This window comes from Leisingera sp. ANG49, from assembly GCF_059694505.1.
On sequence record NZ_JCATZN010000003.1, the window covers coordinates 574,366 to 589,988 of the forward strand.

Consider the following 15,623-nt stretch of genomic DNA (forward strand, 5'->3'; position numbering starts at 1 on the left):
TCAGCGGTTCCTATCGCGTGAGTCAACGCTCCGCACCCCCAAATCGGGGCGAATTTCCGGCAAATCACACCATATCTTGTGGATAACCCGAAGGTTCAAGCGGTCTTTTGCTCAACCCGGCGTTTTCCGCCCTCAGGTGGAACCGAGCAGCCGTCCCAGCCGGGCAATGCCTTCCTCAATGGCTGCATGATTTGAGTTTGAGAAGCTCAGCCGGATCGTGTTGGCCCCGCTGCCATCGGCAAAAAACGCCTTACCGGGGACAAAGGCCACCCGCTCTGTCTCCAGCGACCGGGCCAGCAGCTGCGCCCCGTCCAAATCTTCCGGCAGGGTCACCCAGATGAACATGCCGCCCTCCGGACGGGTCCAGTCCACGCCCTCCGGCATGTGTTCCTCCAGGGCCGACAGCATCACGTCCCGGCGGCGCTGATAGACCGCGCGCAGCTGCTCCACGTGATCGTCGAAACAGGCCCCGGCAACACCATGCACCGCCATTTGGTTAATCGACGAGGTGTGCAGGTCTGCTGCCTGTTTCAGCAGCACCATCTGCGAGATCACCGGCTTGGCCGCCACCGCCCAGCCGATCCGCACCCCAGGCGCCAGCGTCTTGCTGAAGGTGCCGCAATAGATCGTCCGGCAGTCCTCGATCGTGCCCTTCTGTTCAATCTCCAGTGCCAGCACAGGCGGCACCGGCGCCCCGTCATAGCGCAGCGATTGATAGGCGGCGTCCTCTATGACCGCACAGTCCAGCGTGTCCGCGATGTCCAACAGCCGCAGCCGCCCGGCACGATCCAGCGTCTCACCGGTGGGGTTGGCAAAGTCCGGCGACAGATAGGCGAATTTCACCGCACTGCCCGCCTCTGCCGCGCCTTCGGCATAGCTCTCCGCGGTGCGGTTCCCGTTCAGCGACAGCCGGTCATAGCGCGGCTCATAGGCGTTGAAGGCCGCCAGCGCACCCAGGTAGGTCGGCCAGCCCACCAGCGCGGTGTCGCCCGGTGACAGGAACAGCTTGCCCAGGTAATCCAGCGCCTGCTGCGAGCCGGAGGTGATGAGCACGTTCTCAGGCTCACAGGCAATGCCGATCTTCGCCATCTCCGCCACGATCCACTGGCGCAGCGGCAGATAGCCCTCGCTCACCGAATACTGCAGCGCCTGCGCCTGCCGGTCCGGTCTCAGCGCCGCCTTGAAAGCATCGGCAAACTCGTCGGCCGGGAACAGAGCCGGATCCGGAATTCCGCCGGCAAAGGAGATGATATCCGGCTGGTCCAGCAGCTTCAGCAGCTCGCGGATTTCCGACGCCTTCATCCGGCTGTTGCGGGTGGCAAAGATCTGGTCCAGTTGCATGGCTCTCTCCTCGCTGAACATCTAGGACCACGGTAGGAGGCTCCAAATTAAAGTCAACAATGCTGACCTATTGTTACAGCCTTCGTGATGCGGTCCGCTCTTGCGGCTGCCCGCCCTGCGTGGTCATATAAATTGACCAATCCGCCAGAGCGACCAGATGCCCTTCCAGAAAGTCCAGCCCGAGAAACTCTCCGCCTCCGTCGTCAAACAGATCGAACAGCTGATCCTGCGCGGCATCCTGTCGCCCGGCGAACGGCTGCCCGCCGAGCGGGAACTGGCGGAGCGGCTCGGCGTTTCCCGCCCCTCCTTGCGCGACGCCATTGGCGAGCTGCAGGCCCGCGGGCTGCTGGCCTCCAAGGCCGGTTCCGGCGTGTTTGTGGCGGATGTTCTGGGCTCCGCCTTCTCCCCCGCCCTGATCCAGCTGTTCGCCACCCATGATGAGGCGGTGTTCGACTACCTCAACTTCCGCCGCGACATGGAAGGGCTGGCTGCCGAGCGCGCCGCCCGGTTCGGGTCGAACTACGACCTGCAGGTGATCCAGGCGATCTTTGACAAGATGGAAGCCGCCGGCAATCCCGCCGTATCCGAGGAAGCGGCCAAGCTCGACGCCCAGTTCCACTCAGCCATCATGGACGCCAGCCACAACGTGATCATGCTGCACATGATGCGCTCGATGTTCGATCTGCTGCGAGAGGGCGTCTTCTACAACCGCCGCATCATGTTCCAGCAGCACACCACCTATGAGGCGCTGCTGGAGCAGCACCGCGCCATCAACGCCGCCCTGCAGGCCCGCGACCCGCAAGGAGCCCGCACCGCGGTCGAGGCGCATCTGGACTATGTGAAACAGGCCCTCACCGACCACCAGCGCGCCGAGCGCAACGCCGAAGTTGCAAAGCAGCGGCTGGAGCATGAGACGGGGAAGGGTTGACGCTAAACGGTGGGCAAATTGCCCACCCTACAGCCATGCCAGCCCCGTAGGGTGCGCAGTTCCGCCCACCACCTGCGGGCACAAAAAAACCCGGCCGCTCTGGACCGGGTTCTTTTAACTTGTCTGTATCAGCCAGCGCTTAGTGCAGCTTGGCGTCCACATCCGCGATGGCGGCGTCGATCAGCTTGTTGGCCTCGGCGGCGGTCATCTGCTTGGAGATCACCTGGTCCGCAGCGGCAACAGCGATGGAGATCGCCTGGTCGCGCACTTCCTTCACAGCCGAAGCTTCTGCCGAAGCGATCTGCTCCTCGGCAGCCGCCAGACGGCGGGCGATGGAAGTTTGCAGATCGGCCTTGGCCTGCTCAGCTGCACGGGCAGCTTCGTCACGGGCGGCAGCCACGATCTGGTCGGCCTGGGCCTGAACTTCCTGCTGCTTGCGCTCATAAGACGCCAGAACGGTCTGGGCCTCTTCACGCAGCGCACGGGCTTCGTCCAGTTCCTTCTGGATGCCTTCGGCGCGGTTGTCGAGCTGGCCAGCCAGCAGCGACGGCACCTTGGCAAACAGCAGGATGCCGATGAACAGGATGAACGCCAGCGCAACAACCAGGTTGGTGTTGGACAGGTCCATGCCGCCGCCGGCAGCAAACGCGGGCGAAGCCGCGCCAAGGGTCAGGGCAAGAGCGAGAATATTGCGCATGTCCTTATCCTTTCGTCTGCTCGGCAACTGCCGCGGCAACTGCGTCTTTGTCTGCCGAACCGCCCAGAGCAGAAACCAGCGCCTCTGCGGTATCGGTGGCCACGGCCTTCACGCTTTCCAGCGCGCCAGCCTTGATTTCGGCGATAGCCTTCTCGGATTCGGCGGCCTTGGCAGCGATCTGTTCGTCTGCTTTGGCGATGGCCTCATCCAGCCCGGCCTGAATTTCTGCGCGGGTCTCGGCAGCGATGCGCTGCGCTTCCGCACGGGCATCCGCCAGAGCTTTGTTATATGCGTCTTCGGCCTCGACAGCCTTGGCTTTCAGGTCTTCAGCCGCGGCGAGGTCGTTGGTGATGGTCCCCTGACGCTCGGCCAGCACCGCAGCAATGCGGGGCAGCGCGACGCGCGACAGGATGAGGTAGATCACGACCAGGGCGACCACGAGCCAGAAGATCTGGTTCCCGAAGGTCGAGAAGTCCAGCTGCGGCATTGCGGAACCGCCGCCGTGTGCTGCCTCTTGCGTATTTGATGCCATGTCGTCCTCCCAGGAACTTGCCGTTACACCGGGCAGCGCAGGATCTGCACTGCCCGGCCGTAAGGAAATAGGTTCCTAAGGTCTTAGACGGCGAACATCAGCAGCAGAGCGACCAGGAACGAGAAGATGCCCAGTGCTTCTGCAAACGCGATGCCGATGAACAGGGTTGCGGTCTGGCCGGCAGCTGCCGACGGGTTACGCAGAGCGCCTGCCAGGAAGTTGCCAGCCACGTGGCCCACACCGATTGCGGCTGCGCCGGAACCGATTGCTGCCAGGCCTGCGCCGACGAACTGACCGAGTTGTGCGATATCGCCTTCCATGATTTCTCTCCTTACGATGGAATGTGGTGATTTCTAGGGTGGGCAGGCCCGGTCAGGGCGCCGCCCGCTTAGCTTTTCAGATCCTGGCCTTAGTGGCTCGGGTGCAGCGCATCCTTCAGGTACACGCAGGTCAGGATGGTGAAGACGTAGGCCTGGATGAAGGCCACCAGAACTTCGAGTGCGTAGACAGCGGTGATGGCAAAGATCGGCAGGAAGCTGAACATGCCCAGTGCCGCGGCAAAGCCTGCGAACACTTTCAGAACCGCGTGGCCCGCCATCACGTTACCGGCAAGACGGATGGAGTGGCTGACGGGGCGCACGAAGTAGGAAATCAGCTCGATGATGGCCAGGATCGGGCGGAGCGCCAGCGGCGCGCTCGACACCCAGAACAGGCCCAGGAAGCCAACGCCGTTCTTGACAAAGCCGACCACGGTCACGGTCACGAACACCAGCGCCGCCAGAACCGCGGTCACCGCGATGTGCGAGGTGGTGGTGAAGGAGCCGGGGATCAGGCCCAGGAAGTTGGCCATCACGATGAACATGAACAAGGTCATGATGTAGGGGAAAAACTTGACGCCGTCCTTGCCGGCCACGTCCTCAACCATCTTGTAGATGAAGCCATAGGCCAGTTCCGCAACCGACTGGGCGCGGCCCGGCACGATGGCGCGGCGCGAGGATCCCAGCACCAGCAGCGCGAACACGGCGGCAACGGCCAGTGCCATCCACAGGGTCACGTTGGTCGGAGTGTACCAGGAGATGTGATCGCCGAACAGCGCGCTCACCTGGAACTGATCCATCGGGTGGATCGCCAGCTTTGCTTCCGCCGGAGCGAAAATCAGACCCGACACAACTACCAGTGCCAGAGCTGCGAAAAAGAAAATTTTGCCCATCGGTCCGCTTCTCCTGTCGCCGGTCGCCGATCCCGTCGGATCAATCCCGGTCTTGCGCATTTTTGTCGGCCTCTTCGGCCAGTTTCTCTTTCTGGATCTCCTGCGCGGTGCGAAGCATCGTCTTCACCCCAGCCGCCAGGCCCAGCATTATGAACAGCACCATAAAGATGGGCAGGGTTCCAAACAGATGGTCCAGCCCGTATCCGATGCCAAAGCCGATCCCGAGACCGGCCACCAATTCGATCACCATCCGCCAGGCCTGATTGGCCAGGGAATAATGCTCATCCGCGCGCGGCTTGGGCTCTTGGGCCTTACGCGCCGCCGCGAGCTTCTCCTCCAGCTGCGCCATGCGCTGCTTTTGGTCGTCGTCGGTCACGGGCGCCATCCTCACGCGAATTTCTATGCAGGGTGCTAAGGCCACGGGGCTTAGGAGTCAATTACAAGGATTGAAGATTCAGATTGCGCCTAACATGTTGTTTTAGAATTAAATTACCCCAACCTGCGCGCGCCGCGCCGCTCTGCCGCAGCCGCCGTTAGCGCCAAACCTGTCCGGAATCCATATTCAACCGAAAGGTTGATTTTAGCGGACAGGCCGCTTTACCAGCCGCCAGGGCACAATCCGCCCGTCGATCAGCAACAGCCCCAACAGGATCGCTGCCATGCCCCACAGATGCTCCGCCAGCAGCGTCTCGCCCAGAATGTACGTTCCCAGAAACAGGGCCGAGACCGGCGCGATCAGCGTCGGCATGGTGATGTTGGTCGGCCCCACCTTGGGCAAGACCCAGTAGAAGGCAATGAAGGCCGCCGAGGTCAGCACAAAGCCGATCACGAACAGCGACGCCCAGGTTTCCATCCGGGTGATATGGGGAAGCCCCTCGCTCCAGATGGCCAGCGGGGCAATCGCCACTGTGGAGCCGGTCAGCGCAATCGCCACCAGCACCACCGGCTCCATGTCCCGGAAGCTGCGGGCGATATTGACCGAGAAGGCATAGCACAGCGGCGCGCACAGGGTGATCAGCACCGCCCAGACCTCCGACGATTGGCCGCCCTGCAGCAATGGCAGCGACAGGAGCACGATGCCCAGGAAACCGCAGATCACCCCCAGCGACTTCAGCACCGTCGCCCGCTCGCCGCCCGGCCAGAAATGCGACACCACCACCGCCAGCGCCGGCGTGGTTGCGTTGACGATCCCGGCGACACCGCTGGCGATATGCTGCTGCCCCAGAGCGTAGAAGGCAAAAGGGCCGGCATAGCTGAGCGCGCCGAACCCGAACAGCGCCAGCCAGCGTCCCATGCCCGCCGGCACCTTCTTGCGCGCCGCCAGAACATAGATCCAGCAGCCCAGCGCGCCGAAGCCCACCCGCCCCATCGAGACCGACAGCGGCCCCAGCTCTCGCAGCAGGATGGCGTTGAACATGAAAGACATGCCCCAGCCGATGCCGAGGATGAAGATCACCAGCCAGTACTTCAATGCCATGCCATCAATCTCCGCGCCTGAAAGGCGCTACCATGACGGCTCGGGACAGATTGTCAAATCCCCGGGCTGTGGATAGGAGTGGAGGCATGAGCGACACCCTCGACACTGTCTTTGCGGCCCTGGCCGACCCGACCCGCCGGGCGATCCTCACCATGCTGCTTGAGGACGACATGGCGGTGACTGACGTGGCGGAACCGTTCGAGATGTCGCTGGCGGCAGTTTCCAAGCATCTGACGATCCTGACCCGCGCAGGCCTCATCGCGCAGGAGAAGCGCGGCCGGGTCAAATGGTGCAAGCTGCAGCCCGACGCGATGCGGGCCGCCTCTGTCTGGATGCAGGGCTTCGGCCAGTTCGAGCCGGTGAACCTGGATGCCTTCGAACGCTTCCTGGAGGCGGAGCACCTGTCAGAGGATGCCCCGTCCGAAACCTAGGGGTCTGACCTAGCGGACGACGAACACCGAAATTTCGGAATGCAGCACCAGATGGCTGGCGTGGGACGAGAACACATAGTCCAGGATACCGGGCATATGCGTCGCGATCACGATCAGGTCCACCTCCAGTTCCTTCGCGGTCCGGGCCAGGATGGAGTCGATCTCTGATCCGACATCCACAGAATGGATCGGCAGCGCTTCGACCCTTGTGCCGCTGCTCTCTGCCATCTTGCTGGCAAGTGCTGCCAGTTCCTCGCCGGACGGCCCCAGGGTGTGGGCGCCTTCAACCTGCTGATCCGTCACATGCACCAGCGTCACCCGCGAGCCGTGGTTCCTGGCAAAATCCGTGGCCACGTTCAGGGCTTTCTTGACCGCCGGGGGCATGTGCAGGTCGACGGGCACCATGATATGCTTGAACATTTCTCCCTCCTTCTCCTGGCACGTCCCTCAGGACCAGTATAGCGAAAAACAAGGGATCTTTCTTGACTCACCGCAAGCGGTCAGGCCCGCACCGGCTTGGCGTCGCCTTCCAGCAGCATCACCAGCGCCGCCACCGACATCACCACCCCGATCAGCACCATGCCCGGCGGCGCGCCGCGGCCCAGCGCGATCTCCCACAGGATCACCCAGCTGGGGGTCAGGTAGGTATAGGCCATCACCTTGGCCGATGGCAGCCGCAGGGTGGCGTATTGCAGCAGCACAAAGGTGGCAGAGCTGGCAAAGACCGCGAGGTAGACCAGGCCGATCCAGACGATGCCCGGCAGCCGCATCCAATCTGTGGCCAGAATGTCCTGCCAGCCAAACGCCGCCAGCAGCGCGCCGCCCGCCAGCAGCATCCCGAAGGTGAAGACCACGGCCGGCTCGCCCCGGTTCAGTTTGCGCACCATCGGCGTGTAGATCGCATGCAGCACGCAGCCCCAGAAATAGATGATCTCGCCCTGGCCGATCTGGAACGCCGCCAGCGCCCCCAGATCGCCGCGCACGATCACCCAGACCGCGCCAGCGGCGCCGATCGACAGCGCCAGCGCCATCCAGCGGGTGGTCACCTGCCGCAGCAGCAGCCAGCCGAACGCTGCGCTCATCACCGGCACCAGCGTGAACACCGCCGCCGCGCTGACCGGCGCCGCGGTTTGAAGCCCGTAGAACATCAGCACGAAATAGCCGCCGAACAGCCCGCCCAGCACCGCGAACCGCCAGGGCGCCTGGAAATGCACCCGCCGCATCCCGGTGGTTGCCAGCGCCGCGGCGCCGATCACCACCGCGGCGATGCCGAACCGCGCCGCGTTCAGCGCCGCCGGCGCGATCTCGTTTGCCACCATCACGCCCAGCGAGAACGATCCCGCCACCAGCGCCGAGAACAGCAGCATCGCCAGATGCCCGCGCAGCGCCTCGCTCACAGCTGCCATTCCTTGGCCTGCTCCTTGAGGAATTTCAGAAACGCCTGCACCTTGGTGGTGCGGTGCAGGTCCACATGGGTCACCAGCCACAGGGTGCCTTCCCATTCTTCCTCCGGCGCCATCATCTCCACCATGTCCGGCTGCTGCCGCGCCTCCCAGGCCGCCATGAACCCGATACCCGCGCCGCTGCGCACCGCATTCTGCATGGTGAACCCGTTCGAGCAGCGGAAGGAGATCGCCTCCGCCGGCGCATTGACCCGCAGCCAGCGCGAAAACGGCGCGCGGCTGTTTTCATCGTCATTGCCGATGAACCGGTGGTTGGGCATGTCCTCCACCCCTTTCAGCACGCCGTACTTCTCCACGTAAGCCTTGGACGCATACAGCCCGATCTGCTGCTTCATGAAGGGCTGCACCACATTGTCCGGCTGGTCCGGCGCATTGCCCGCCCGGATCGCCACATGCGCCTCGCCGTACTCCAGCCGGAAGAGACGGTCGCCGGTCAGATAGCGGATGATCAGGTCCGGATGCATGTCCTGAAAGTCCTTTAGCGCCGGCACCAGCATCGGTGCAAAAGAGGCCAGCGAGGTCACCACCAGCTCGCCGGAGACATCGTCCCCGTGCCCCTTCAGCCTGCCCACCAGCTGGCTGAACTGGTCGTCAGTCGCCTGTGCCACCCGCAACAGATCCTGGCCGGCCTCGGTCGGGGTGTAGCCGCGGGCATGGCGCTGGAACAGCTTCACCCCCAGCCGCGCCTCGATCGCGTCGATGTGCCGGATCACCGTGGCATGGTGCACGCCCAGCACCTCGGCGGCGCCGCTCACGGTCCCCATCCGGGCCACCTGATAGGCGGTGCGGACTTCATCCCAATTTTCCATGGCAGCCTCCTTGCCGCTCCGCGCATCATGCGCGCAAATGCACACTCGCTGTGAGTTTTGCGGCGTTGCGTTCGAATTTGCAATACCCCAAATTCCTGTCAGCAACAAGCACAGGAACACCAAAATGACCCGCACCGTTCTGCATATCGACTCCTCCGCCCGTACCGAAGGTTCGGTCACTCGGGACCTCTCCGCACAGATCGTCAGCCGCCTTGGCGCCGGCAATGTGGTCCGCCGCGACCTGGCCGCGCCGCTGCCGTTGCTGGACGGCGCCTGGATCGGGGCCAACTTCACCCCGGCAGACCAGCGCAGCGACGAGCAGAAACAGCTGCTCGCCCTTTCCGACTCGCTGATTGCGGAGCTGAAGCAGGCCGATACCATCGTGATCGGCACGCCGATCTACAACTTCTCGGTGCCCTCCACGCTGAAGGCCTGGATCGACCTGGTGGCCCGCGTCGGCGTCACTTTCCGCTACACGGAATCCGGCCCCATCGGCCTCTTGGAAGGCAAGCGCGCCATCGTTGCGGTGGCCTCCGGCGGCACCCAGGCGGGGTCCGACATCGACTTTGCCACCACCTATCTGCGCCATGTGCTGGGCTTCATCGGCATCACCGACGTTGAGATCGTGGCGGCAGACGCCATGTCGATCGACGCCGAGGGCGCCCTGGCCAAAGCACAAACCCAGATCGAAGCGCTGGCAGCCTGATCCCCTGCACTGTCCGGCGCAACTGCCGCCAGCCGTTCCGGCTGGCGGTATTTTTGCGTTTGGCGGCCAGCGCTCCGATGTGCCAGTCTGCCCGCATCAGCATTTCAAACCACAGGCATTCCCATGAAGAAGATCGGCATTCTGGGCGGCGTCGGCTGGGCCTCCACAATCGACTATTACCGCGCCATCTGCGAAGGCGCCGGAAGGTTCTTTGCGGACCGCGGTGCCGGCTCGCCGTTGCCGGTGCCGCCGGTCACCATCGAATCCGTGGTGCAGGCCCAGACACGGTCTTTGCGCGGCCGCCCGGGGGATGAGGCCAGCTGGGCCGCCTTCGACGCCGTCTTCCGCGAGGCGATGCTGACGCTGGAGCGCGCAGGCTGCGATTTCGCCCTGATCGCCTCGAACACCCCGCACGCCCGGCTGCATGCAATCAAGGAGGGTGTGATGATGCCGATCCTCAGCATCTTCGACGCTGCCGCCAGGGCCACCGCCGCAACCGGCGCCACTCAGGCGCTGGTACTGGGCACGGCGGTCACCATGCAGGCCCATAACTACGCCAAGGTGCTTGCCGAACACGGCATCAGCGCGAATGATGCCCTGCCGGACGCCGAGATCGCCGAAATGCAAGCGATGGTCGACGAGGAGTTCTACGGCGGCGCGGCCAGTGGCGCGCAGGACCGCCTGCTGCGGTTCTGCAGCAAACATGCCCGGCCTGGCACCGCCATCCTGCTGGCCTGCACCGAGCTGCCGCTGGCCTTCCCGGACCGCATCGACGATGTCAGCTTCGAGGTCGGCGGTTTCCTGTTCGTGAACCCCTCCGCCGCCCATGTGGCCGCGGCGCTGGACCTCGCGCTGGCGGAGGAAAGGGGCGGTTAGACCCAGTTCACCTCGGCGCCGGTCTTTTCAAAGAACGTCATCACGTCATCGCGCTTCATTGCCACGGTGCGGTCATTGACCAGCGGATGCATATAGATGACATCCGCCTCCTGCGCCTGCGCGTCCATGTAGAAGGTCACGCCCTTCTGTGCGCCGGTGATCATCGCCAGCGGGCTGACCGCGCCCGGGCGGATGCCGAGGTTCTCCAGCAGCCGGTCCGCCGAGCCGAATGACAGGTTGCCCACGCCGATCTCCGCACCCAGGCCTTTAAGGTCGATCTCGCGGTCCTGCTGAAGCGTCACCAGGTAGTTCCGCTTCTTCTTGTCCCGCAGGTACAGGTTCTTCAGCCGCAGCGCGTTTTCGCCCGGCACCATGAACTGTTCCTCGACGCCTTTTGCATCCTCCACCGTGCGCAGCGGCACATGGGTATGCAGCCGGTAGGCAATGCCCCAATCGTCCAGCTGCTTCAGCAGCGCATCCGAGGAAATGGGCAGGCTGTCCTGATAGGCCGATGAGGCATCCATGATCTTTCTCCGCAAGCCAGTGTCGAGTTGCTGCGCAGATCACAAAAAACGGCCGCAGGGCGCAAGAGCTGTTCCGCCCCCTGCGCCCCGTTTTGCGCCAATTCAAGCGGGCGGGCAGACCGCGCGCCGGGTGGCGGGCATATTGCCCACCCTACCAATCCACGCCGCAGGGCGGGCGTTTCCGCCCACCGATCCGGTCACGGCTGTCCTCCCACCATTCCTTGCCGCATTACGCCTCGGCGAAATCCGCCCGCCGCGCTTCCTCGTAGTGGTCGAAATCGGTGCTGAACCAGCCGGTGCCACGGGTGGCGCTGGCCAGCGTGCTGCACAGATCGTCCTGCGCCGACATCGGCAGCAGCGTCTCGAACACATCCCAGCCGGCGACGCCGTCTTCGGCATCAAAGCCCAGGATCTGCCCCTTCATGCCGCTCACCACAGGCACCAGCCCGCCGGTGAACACCGACGGCACATGGATGTGCACCCGCATGATCGGCTGCAGCAGCACCGCGCCGGCCTCTGTCAGCGCCTCACGGACCGCATTCTTGCCTGCGGTGCGGAAGGCATAGTCGGAACTGTCGACCGAGTGATGCTTGCCGTCCTTCAGCGTCACGCAGACATCCACCACCGGGTGGCCGTTCAGGCCCTGCGCCAGCGCCTCGCGCGCGCCTGCCTCGACCGAGGGAATGTAGTTCTTGGGCACCGCGCCGCCCTTCACCGTTTCCTCGAACACAAAGCCGCTGCCACGCGGCAAAGGCTTCACCTCTATGACCACATCGGCGAACTGGCCGGCGCCGCCGGACTGCTTGCGGTGGCGGTGATGCACCTGCACCGGTTTCTTGATGGTCTCGCGCAGGGCCGGCGGCACCGGCCCTTCCTCCACCTCGACACCGAATTCATCCTTCAGCGCCTGCTTGATCCGGCGCATGTGCAGCGGCCCCTGCAAGTTAAGCAACACATGGCCGCTGGCCTCGTCCTGCCCCACCACCAGCGCCGGGTCGATTTCCGCCAGCCGCTCCAGAGCGCCCGACAGCCGGGCGTCGTCCTTCTCATGCACCGGAGTGATCACCCGACGGAAGGTCGAGGGCCGCGGCTGCGCCCAGTCCGGCAGCGGCGCCGCGCCATCGCGGCCATAGGCAAAGCCCAGGTTCAGATGGTCCGACTTCACCGCTTGCCCCATATCGCCCGGCGTCAGGCTGGTGTTTGCGGCTGATCCGACCCCGGTCAGCGACCCCAGCGCCGCGCCCCCGACCGGGGTGCCATTGCCGACGCTGCCGTCAAATGCGCGCACCATCACCGTCTTGCCCAGATGCTTGACCAGATCCGCCATGCAGCCGACCGCCACAACGCTGCCGTCCGGCGACAGCCGCTCCAGCGCCGCACCCACATCCGGCGCCTCATGGCGCAGCGACTTCATCAGCCGCATGATCCCGTTCTTGTGCTCCGCCGATCCCATCAGCGCCGGGATCAGGTCGTTGTGCTGCAACACCTTGGTGGCCACCTCATAGGCCTCCTCCGCCATCACCTGCTGATCCTCGATCAGCTCCTCCAGCAGCGTGTCGTCAAAATCCGCCAGCGCCTCCAAAAGCTCGGTGCGGGCCTCCTGCTCGCGCGCATACATCGCCACCGGCAGCTCGATCAGCGCCGAGGGCTTGCCCTCCTGATACTGCCAGGCGCGCTCGGAAATCAGATCCACAGCACCCACAACCTGCCCATCCTCGCGGATCGGCACCTGCCGCAGGATGATGTTGTGGCTGCAATAGGCCTGAAGCGCGGCAACGATCTCCGCCACCCGGTCCGCCGCCTGGTCCATGCGGTTGACAAAAATAAAGGCGGGGATGCCCGCCTCCTCCAGCTTGCGCAGATACGGCGCGCTCAGCACCGCAGCGCCGGCGTCAGCCGGAACGCAGAGGACGGCAGCATCACTGGCAGCCAATGCCGGTCCCGCCTGCGCCAGGTTGTCGGCCCCGCCCGCGATGTCGATCGCAGCCCAGTCCTCGTCCATAAATGAAAAAGGCTGCAAAGCGGCGACGCCTGCAACCTCTTGCCGCTTGCCCGCAGCGCCGCCCAGATTGGCCAGCGCCGAGGCCAGCGTTGATTTGCCGGACTGCGACGGTCCCAGAATAGTGAAAACGCGCATGTTCTCAGATCCTCCCTTAGCTAATGCGGCTGCCCGCCAAGGTTTGCGGGCGCGCGGGATCGCGCGCCATGCCTGTGATGAAGATCTGCCTCGATGCTCGCTTGAGCAGGCCCGGCCGCTGAGTGGGCAGCATGGGCCAGTCTTCCGATGTTGGCCAAGCGCCGCCCCCCGAGTCAAGCGTGCAGAGGGCGTAGCGGCGGCGCCGCGCGCACGGTTTTGACGTTTTGGGCGCCACTTTCCCCTCTCCCCGGGGCTGCCCCCAAGTAAGCTGACGTCATGAATATCACCCGCAACACGCCTGAGCAGCTGATCCTGTCCGACACGCCCTGGCTGATCGGCATCATGCTAGCGGTTTTCATTCTGGTCTTTGCAGGCGCCGGCCTCGGCATGCTCAGCCAGGGCGGCGACCTGATCCTGCCAGGCCTCGTCTTTGCCCTGGCCGGCGGCGGCATGGGGGCGCTAGCCTTCTGCCTGTTCGTGCGCCGGGTGCAGGTGATCCTCGACCGCCCTGACGGCAGCATCATGATCCGCCGCCAGTCGGTGTTCGGCTACAGCCAGGTAGAGCACCGCCTCGCCGACCTGTCCCACGCCGAGTTGGAAAGCACCACCAGCCGCAGCGAGGGCGGCACCCGCACCCTCTACCGCCCCGTCCTGGTGCTGGACGGCGGCATGAGCGCCGGCCGCCACCCGGTGGTCGAGGCCTACACCAGCGGCCGCGGCGCCCAGCGGCTGAGCGATGCGATAAACGCATGGCTCCCCGCCAGCGGCCCCGCAAAGGTTGACTCTGCCCCCCATTCCGCGTTACCCCCGCCCCAACATCCGGAAGAACCCGAGTCTTCCGGTCCCTGCCCGTGCCAGGGATCGCCCCCCACCAGCGTGTTACGCCCGTGGGGGCATTTGCGCATGGTTCGCTTGTCCCCTACATACGGGGGCGCCACACGTTGAAACCGGCATTAGGAGGCCGCAGGCATGTTTGAAAATCTATCCGAACGCCTTTCCGGCGTCTTTGACCGGCTGACCAAACAGGGCGCCCTGAACGAAGAGGACGTCAAATCCGCCCTGCGCGAAGTCCGTGTCGCCCTGCTGGAGGCCGACGTCTCGCTGCCGGTTGCCCGCGATTTCGTCAAGAAAGTGCAGGAACAGGCCACCGGCCAGGCGGTCACCAAATCGGTGACCCCGGGCCAGCAGGTCGTCAAGATCGTGCATGACGCGCTGGTCGACGTGCTGCGCGGCGACGAAGACCCCGGCAAGCTCAAGGTCGACAACCCGCCTGCCCCCGTCCTGATGGTCGGCCTGCAGGGCTCCGGTAAGACCACCACCACCGGCAAGCTGGCAAAACGGCTGAAGGAGAAAGAGGGCAAAAAGGTCCTGATGGCCTCGCTCGACGTCTACCGCCCGGCGGCGATGGACCAGCTGGCGGTGCTCGGCACCCAGATCGGCGTCGACACCCTTCCCATCGTGCCCGGCCAGAAACCCGTCGACATCGCCAAACGCGCCAAGCAGCAGGCGACGCTTGGCGGTTATGACGTTTACATGCTCGACACCGCCGGCCGCCTGCATATCGACGAAGTGCTGATGCAGGAGGTCGAAGACGTCCGCAACGTGGTCTCCCCCCGCGAGACCCTCTTGGTCGTCGATGGCCTGACCGGCCAGGTGGCCGTTGAAGTTGCAGAAGAATTCGACGCCAAGATCGGCATCTCCGGCGTTGTTCTCACCCGGATGGACGGCGACGGCCGCGGCGGTGCCGCGCTGTCGATGCGCGCCGTCACCGGCAAGCCGATCCGTTTTGTCGGCCTGGGCGAGAAGATGGACGCCCTGGAGACCTTCGAGGCTGACCGGATCGCCGGCCGCATCCTCGGCATGGGCGACATCGTGGCGCTGGTCGAAAAAGCACAGGAAACCATCGAGGCCGAACAGGCCGAGAAGATGATGAAGCGCATGATGAAGGGTCATTTCAATATGAATGACCTGAAGATGCAGCTTGAGCAGATGCTCCAGATGGGCGGCATGGAGGGCATGATGCAGATGATGCCCGGCATGGGCAAAATGGCCAAGCAGGTGCAGGACGCCGGCATGGACGACAAGGTGCTGAAGCGCCAGATCGCCATGATCCAGTCGATGACCAAGAAAGAGCGCGCCAACCCCGCACTTCTGCAGGCCTCCCGCAAGAAACGCATCGCGGCCGGTTCCGGCATGGAGGTCTCCGACCTCAACAAGCTTCTGAAAATGCACCGCCAGATGGCCGATGTGATGAAGAAGATGGGCAAAATGGGCAAAGGCAAGATGCTGAAACAGGCCATGAAGGGCATGTTCGGCAAAGGCGGAATGCCGGATATGGGCGGCATGGATCCCAGCCAGATGGACCCCAAGGCGCTGGAAGCGGCGGCAAAGGCGATGGGCGGCAAAGGCGGCCTGCCCGGCGGCCTCCCCGGCCTCGGCGGTGGCATGGGCCTGCCCGCGGGCCTCAGCGGCTTCGGCAAGAAGAAGTAATC

18 protein-coding genes are annotated in these 15,623 nt (G+C 64.4%); 6 read left to right on the forward strand and 12 right to left on the reverse strand.

What is annotated here, in order from left to right; translation table 11 throughout:
• Positions 1–132: 132 nt before the first annotated feature.
• A complete protein-coding gene (locus tag AC58NV_RS13130) occupies positions 133–1,341 on the reverse strand; it encodes an aminotransferase-like domain-containing protein (RefSeq protein ID WP_497227530.1) in 1,209 nt (402 codons plus the stop codon).
• A gap of 157 nt (positions 1,342–1,498) precedes the next feature.
• Here AC58NV_RS13130 and AC58NV_RS13135 point away from each other — a divergent pair, with 157 nt between their 5' ends.
• Positions 1,499–2,269: a FadR/GntR family transcriptional regulator gene (locus AC58NV_RS13135; RefSeq protein WP_497227531.1), complete on the forward strand. Its 771-nt coding sequence runs from the start codon at positions 1,499–1,501 to the stop codon at positions 2,267–2,269.
• Between the two features lie 139 nt (positions 2,270–2,408).
• On the opposite strand, the gene AC58NV_RS13140 is transcribed toward AC58NV_RS13135, so the two are convergent.
• The 6 genes from AC58NV_RS13140 to AC58NV_RS13165 form a co-directional block, all read right to left on the reverse strand.
• Positions 2,409–2,966, reverse strand: coding sequence for a F0F1 ATP synthase subunit B (locus AC58NV_RS13140; RefSeq protein WP_019296634.1), 558 nt, complete (start codon positions 2,964–2,966; stop codon positions 2,409–2,411).
• Between the two features lie 4 nt (positions 2,967–2,970).
• A complete protein-coding gene (locus tag AC58NV_RS13145; protein ID WP_497227532.1) occupies positions 2,971–3,498 on the reverse strand; it encodes a F0F1 ATP synthase subunit B' in 528 nt (175 codons plus the stop codon).
• Between the two features lie 83 nt (positions 3,499–3,581).
• The gene (locus tag AC58NV_RS13150; RefSeq protein WP_008553903.1) at positions 3,582–3,818 is read right to left on the reverse strand and encodes a F0F1 ATP synthase subunit C; all 237 of its coding nucleotides are present in this window, start codon (positions 3,816–3,818) and stop codon (positions 3,582–3,584) included.
• 89 nt (positions 3,819–3,907) lie between these two features.
• Positions 3,908–4,708, reverse strand: a complete 801-nt coding sequence (locus AC58NV_RS13155; RefSeq protein ID WP_039132155.1) for a F0F1 ATP synthase subunit A — start codon at positions 4,706–4,708, stop codon at positions 3,908–3,910.
• A gap of 40 nt (positions 4,709–4,748) precedes the next feature.
• Positions 4,749–5,093: an AtpZ/AtpI family protein gene (locus tag AC58NV_RS13160; protein WP_175392902.1), complete on the reverse strand. Its 345-nt coding sequence runs from the start codon at positions 5,091–5,093 to the stop codon at positions 4,749–4,751.
• 195 nt (positions 5,094–5,288) lie between these two features.
• The gene (locus AC58NV_RS13165; RefSeq protein WP_497227533.1) at positions 5,289–6,185 is read right to left on the reverse strand and encodes a DMT family transporter; all 897 of its coding nucleotides are present in this window, start codon (positions 6,183–6,185) and stop codon (positions 5,289–5,291) included.
• An 86-nt stretch (positions 6,186–6,271) separates the two neighbouring features.
• On the opposite strand from AC58NV_RS13165, the gene AC58NV_RS13170 reads away from it, so the two are divergent.
• Positions 6,272–6,616 carry an ArsR/SmtB family transcription factor gene (locus AC58NV_RS13170; RefSeq protein WP_039186793.1) on the forward strand — a complete coding sequence of 115 codons (345 nt, stop codon included), beginning with the start codon at positions 6,272–6,274 and terminating at the stop codon, positions 6,614–6,616.
• A gap of 9 nt (positions 6,617–6,625) precedes the next feature.
• Here AC58NV_RS13170 and AC58NV_RS13175 read toward each other — a convergent pair whose 3' ends face one another.
• The 3 genes from AC58NV_RS13175 to AC58NV_RS13185 form a co-directional block, all read right to left on the reverse strand.
• Positions 6,626–7,036, reverse strand: coding sequence for a universal stress protein (locus tag AC58NV_RS13175; RefSeq protein WP_497227534.1), 411 nt, complete (start codon positions 7,034–7,036; stop codon positions 6,626–6,628).
• Positions 7,037–7,116: 80 nt separating this feature from the next.
• On the reverse strand, positions 7,117–8,022 hold the full coding sequence (locus AC58NV_RS13180) for a DMT family transporter (protein ID WP_497227535.1): 906 nt from the start codon (positions 8,020–8,022) through the stop codon (positions 7,117–7,119).
• A complete protein-coding gene (locus AC58NV_RS13185) occupies positions 8,010–8,888 on the reverse strand; it encodes a LysR family transcriptional regulator (RefSeq protein WP_497227536.1) in 879 nt (292 codons plus the stop codon). Before AC58NV_RS13185 ends, AC58NV_RS13180 begins: the two co-directional genes overlap by 13 nt.
• A 124-nt stretch (positions 8,889–9,012) precedes the next feature.
• On the opposite strand from AC58NV_RS13185, the gene AC58NV_RS13190 reads away from it, so the two are divergent.
• A complete protein-coding gene (locus AC58NV_RS13190; protein WP_366660914.1) occupies positions 9,013–9,594 on the forward strand; it encodes an FMN-dependent NADH-azoreductase in 582 nt (193 codons plus the stop codon).
• Positions 9,595–9,717: 123 nt separating this feature from the next.
• Positions 9,718–10,470, forward strand: coding sequence for an aspartate/glutamate racemase family protein (locus AC58NV_RS13195; RefSeq protein WP_497227537.1), 753 nt, complete (start codon positions 9,718–9,720; stop codon positions 10,468–10,470).
• Here AC58NV_RS13195 and AC58NV_RS13200 read toward each other — a convergent pair.
• Together AC58NV_RS13200 and AC58NV_RS13205 are read right to left on the reverse strand one after the other, a co-directional pair.
• On the reverse strand, positions 10,467–10,994 hold the full coding sequence (locus AC58NV_RS13200) for a prolyl-tRNA synthetase associated domain-containing protein (protein ID WP_497227538.1): 528 nt from the start codon (positions 10,992–10,994) through the stop codon (positions 10,467–10,469). The two genes, AC58NV_RS13195 and AC58NV_RS13200, sit on opposite strands and share 4 nt — an antisense overlap.
• Positions 10,995–11,223: 229 nt before the next feature.
• Positions 11,224–13,131, reverse strand: coding sequence for an elongation factor G (locus AC58NV_RS13205; protein WP_497227539.1), 1,908 nt, complete (start codon positions 13,129–13,131; stop codon positions 11,224–11,226).
• 276 nt (positions 13,132–13,407) lie between these two features.
• Between AC58NV_RS13205 and AC58NV_RS13210 the strand changes: the two genes are divergently transcribed.
• The gene (locus tag AC58NV_RS13210) at positions 13,408–14,076 is read left to right on the forward strand and encodes a hypothetical protein (RefSeq protein ID WP_497227540.1); all 669 of its coding nucleotides are present in this window, start codon (positions 13,408–13,410) and stop codon (positions 14,074–14,076) included.
• 24 nt (positions 14,077–14,100) lie between these two features.
• Complete coding sequence (gene ffh / locus AC58NV_RS13215; protein WP_497227541.1) at positions 14,101–15,621, forward strand: signal recognition particle protein; 1,521 nt, start codon at positions 14,101–14,103, stop codon at positions 15,619–15,621.
• Positions 15,622–15,623: the final 2 nt, after the last annotated feature.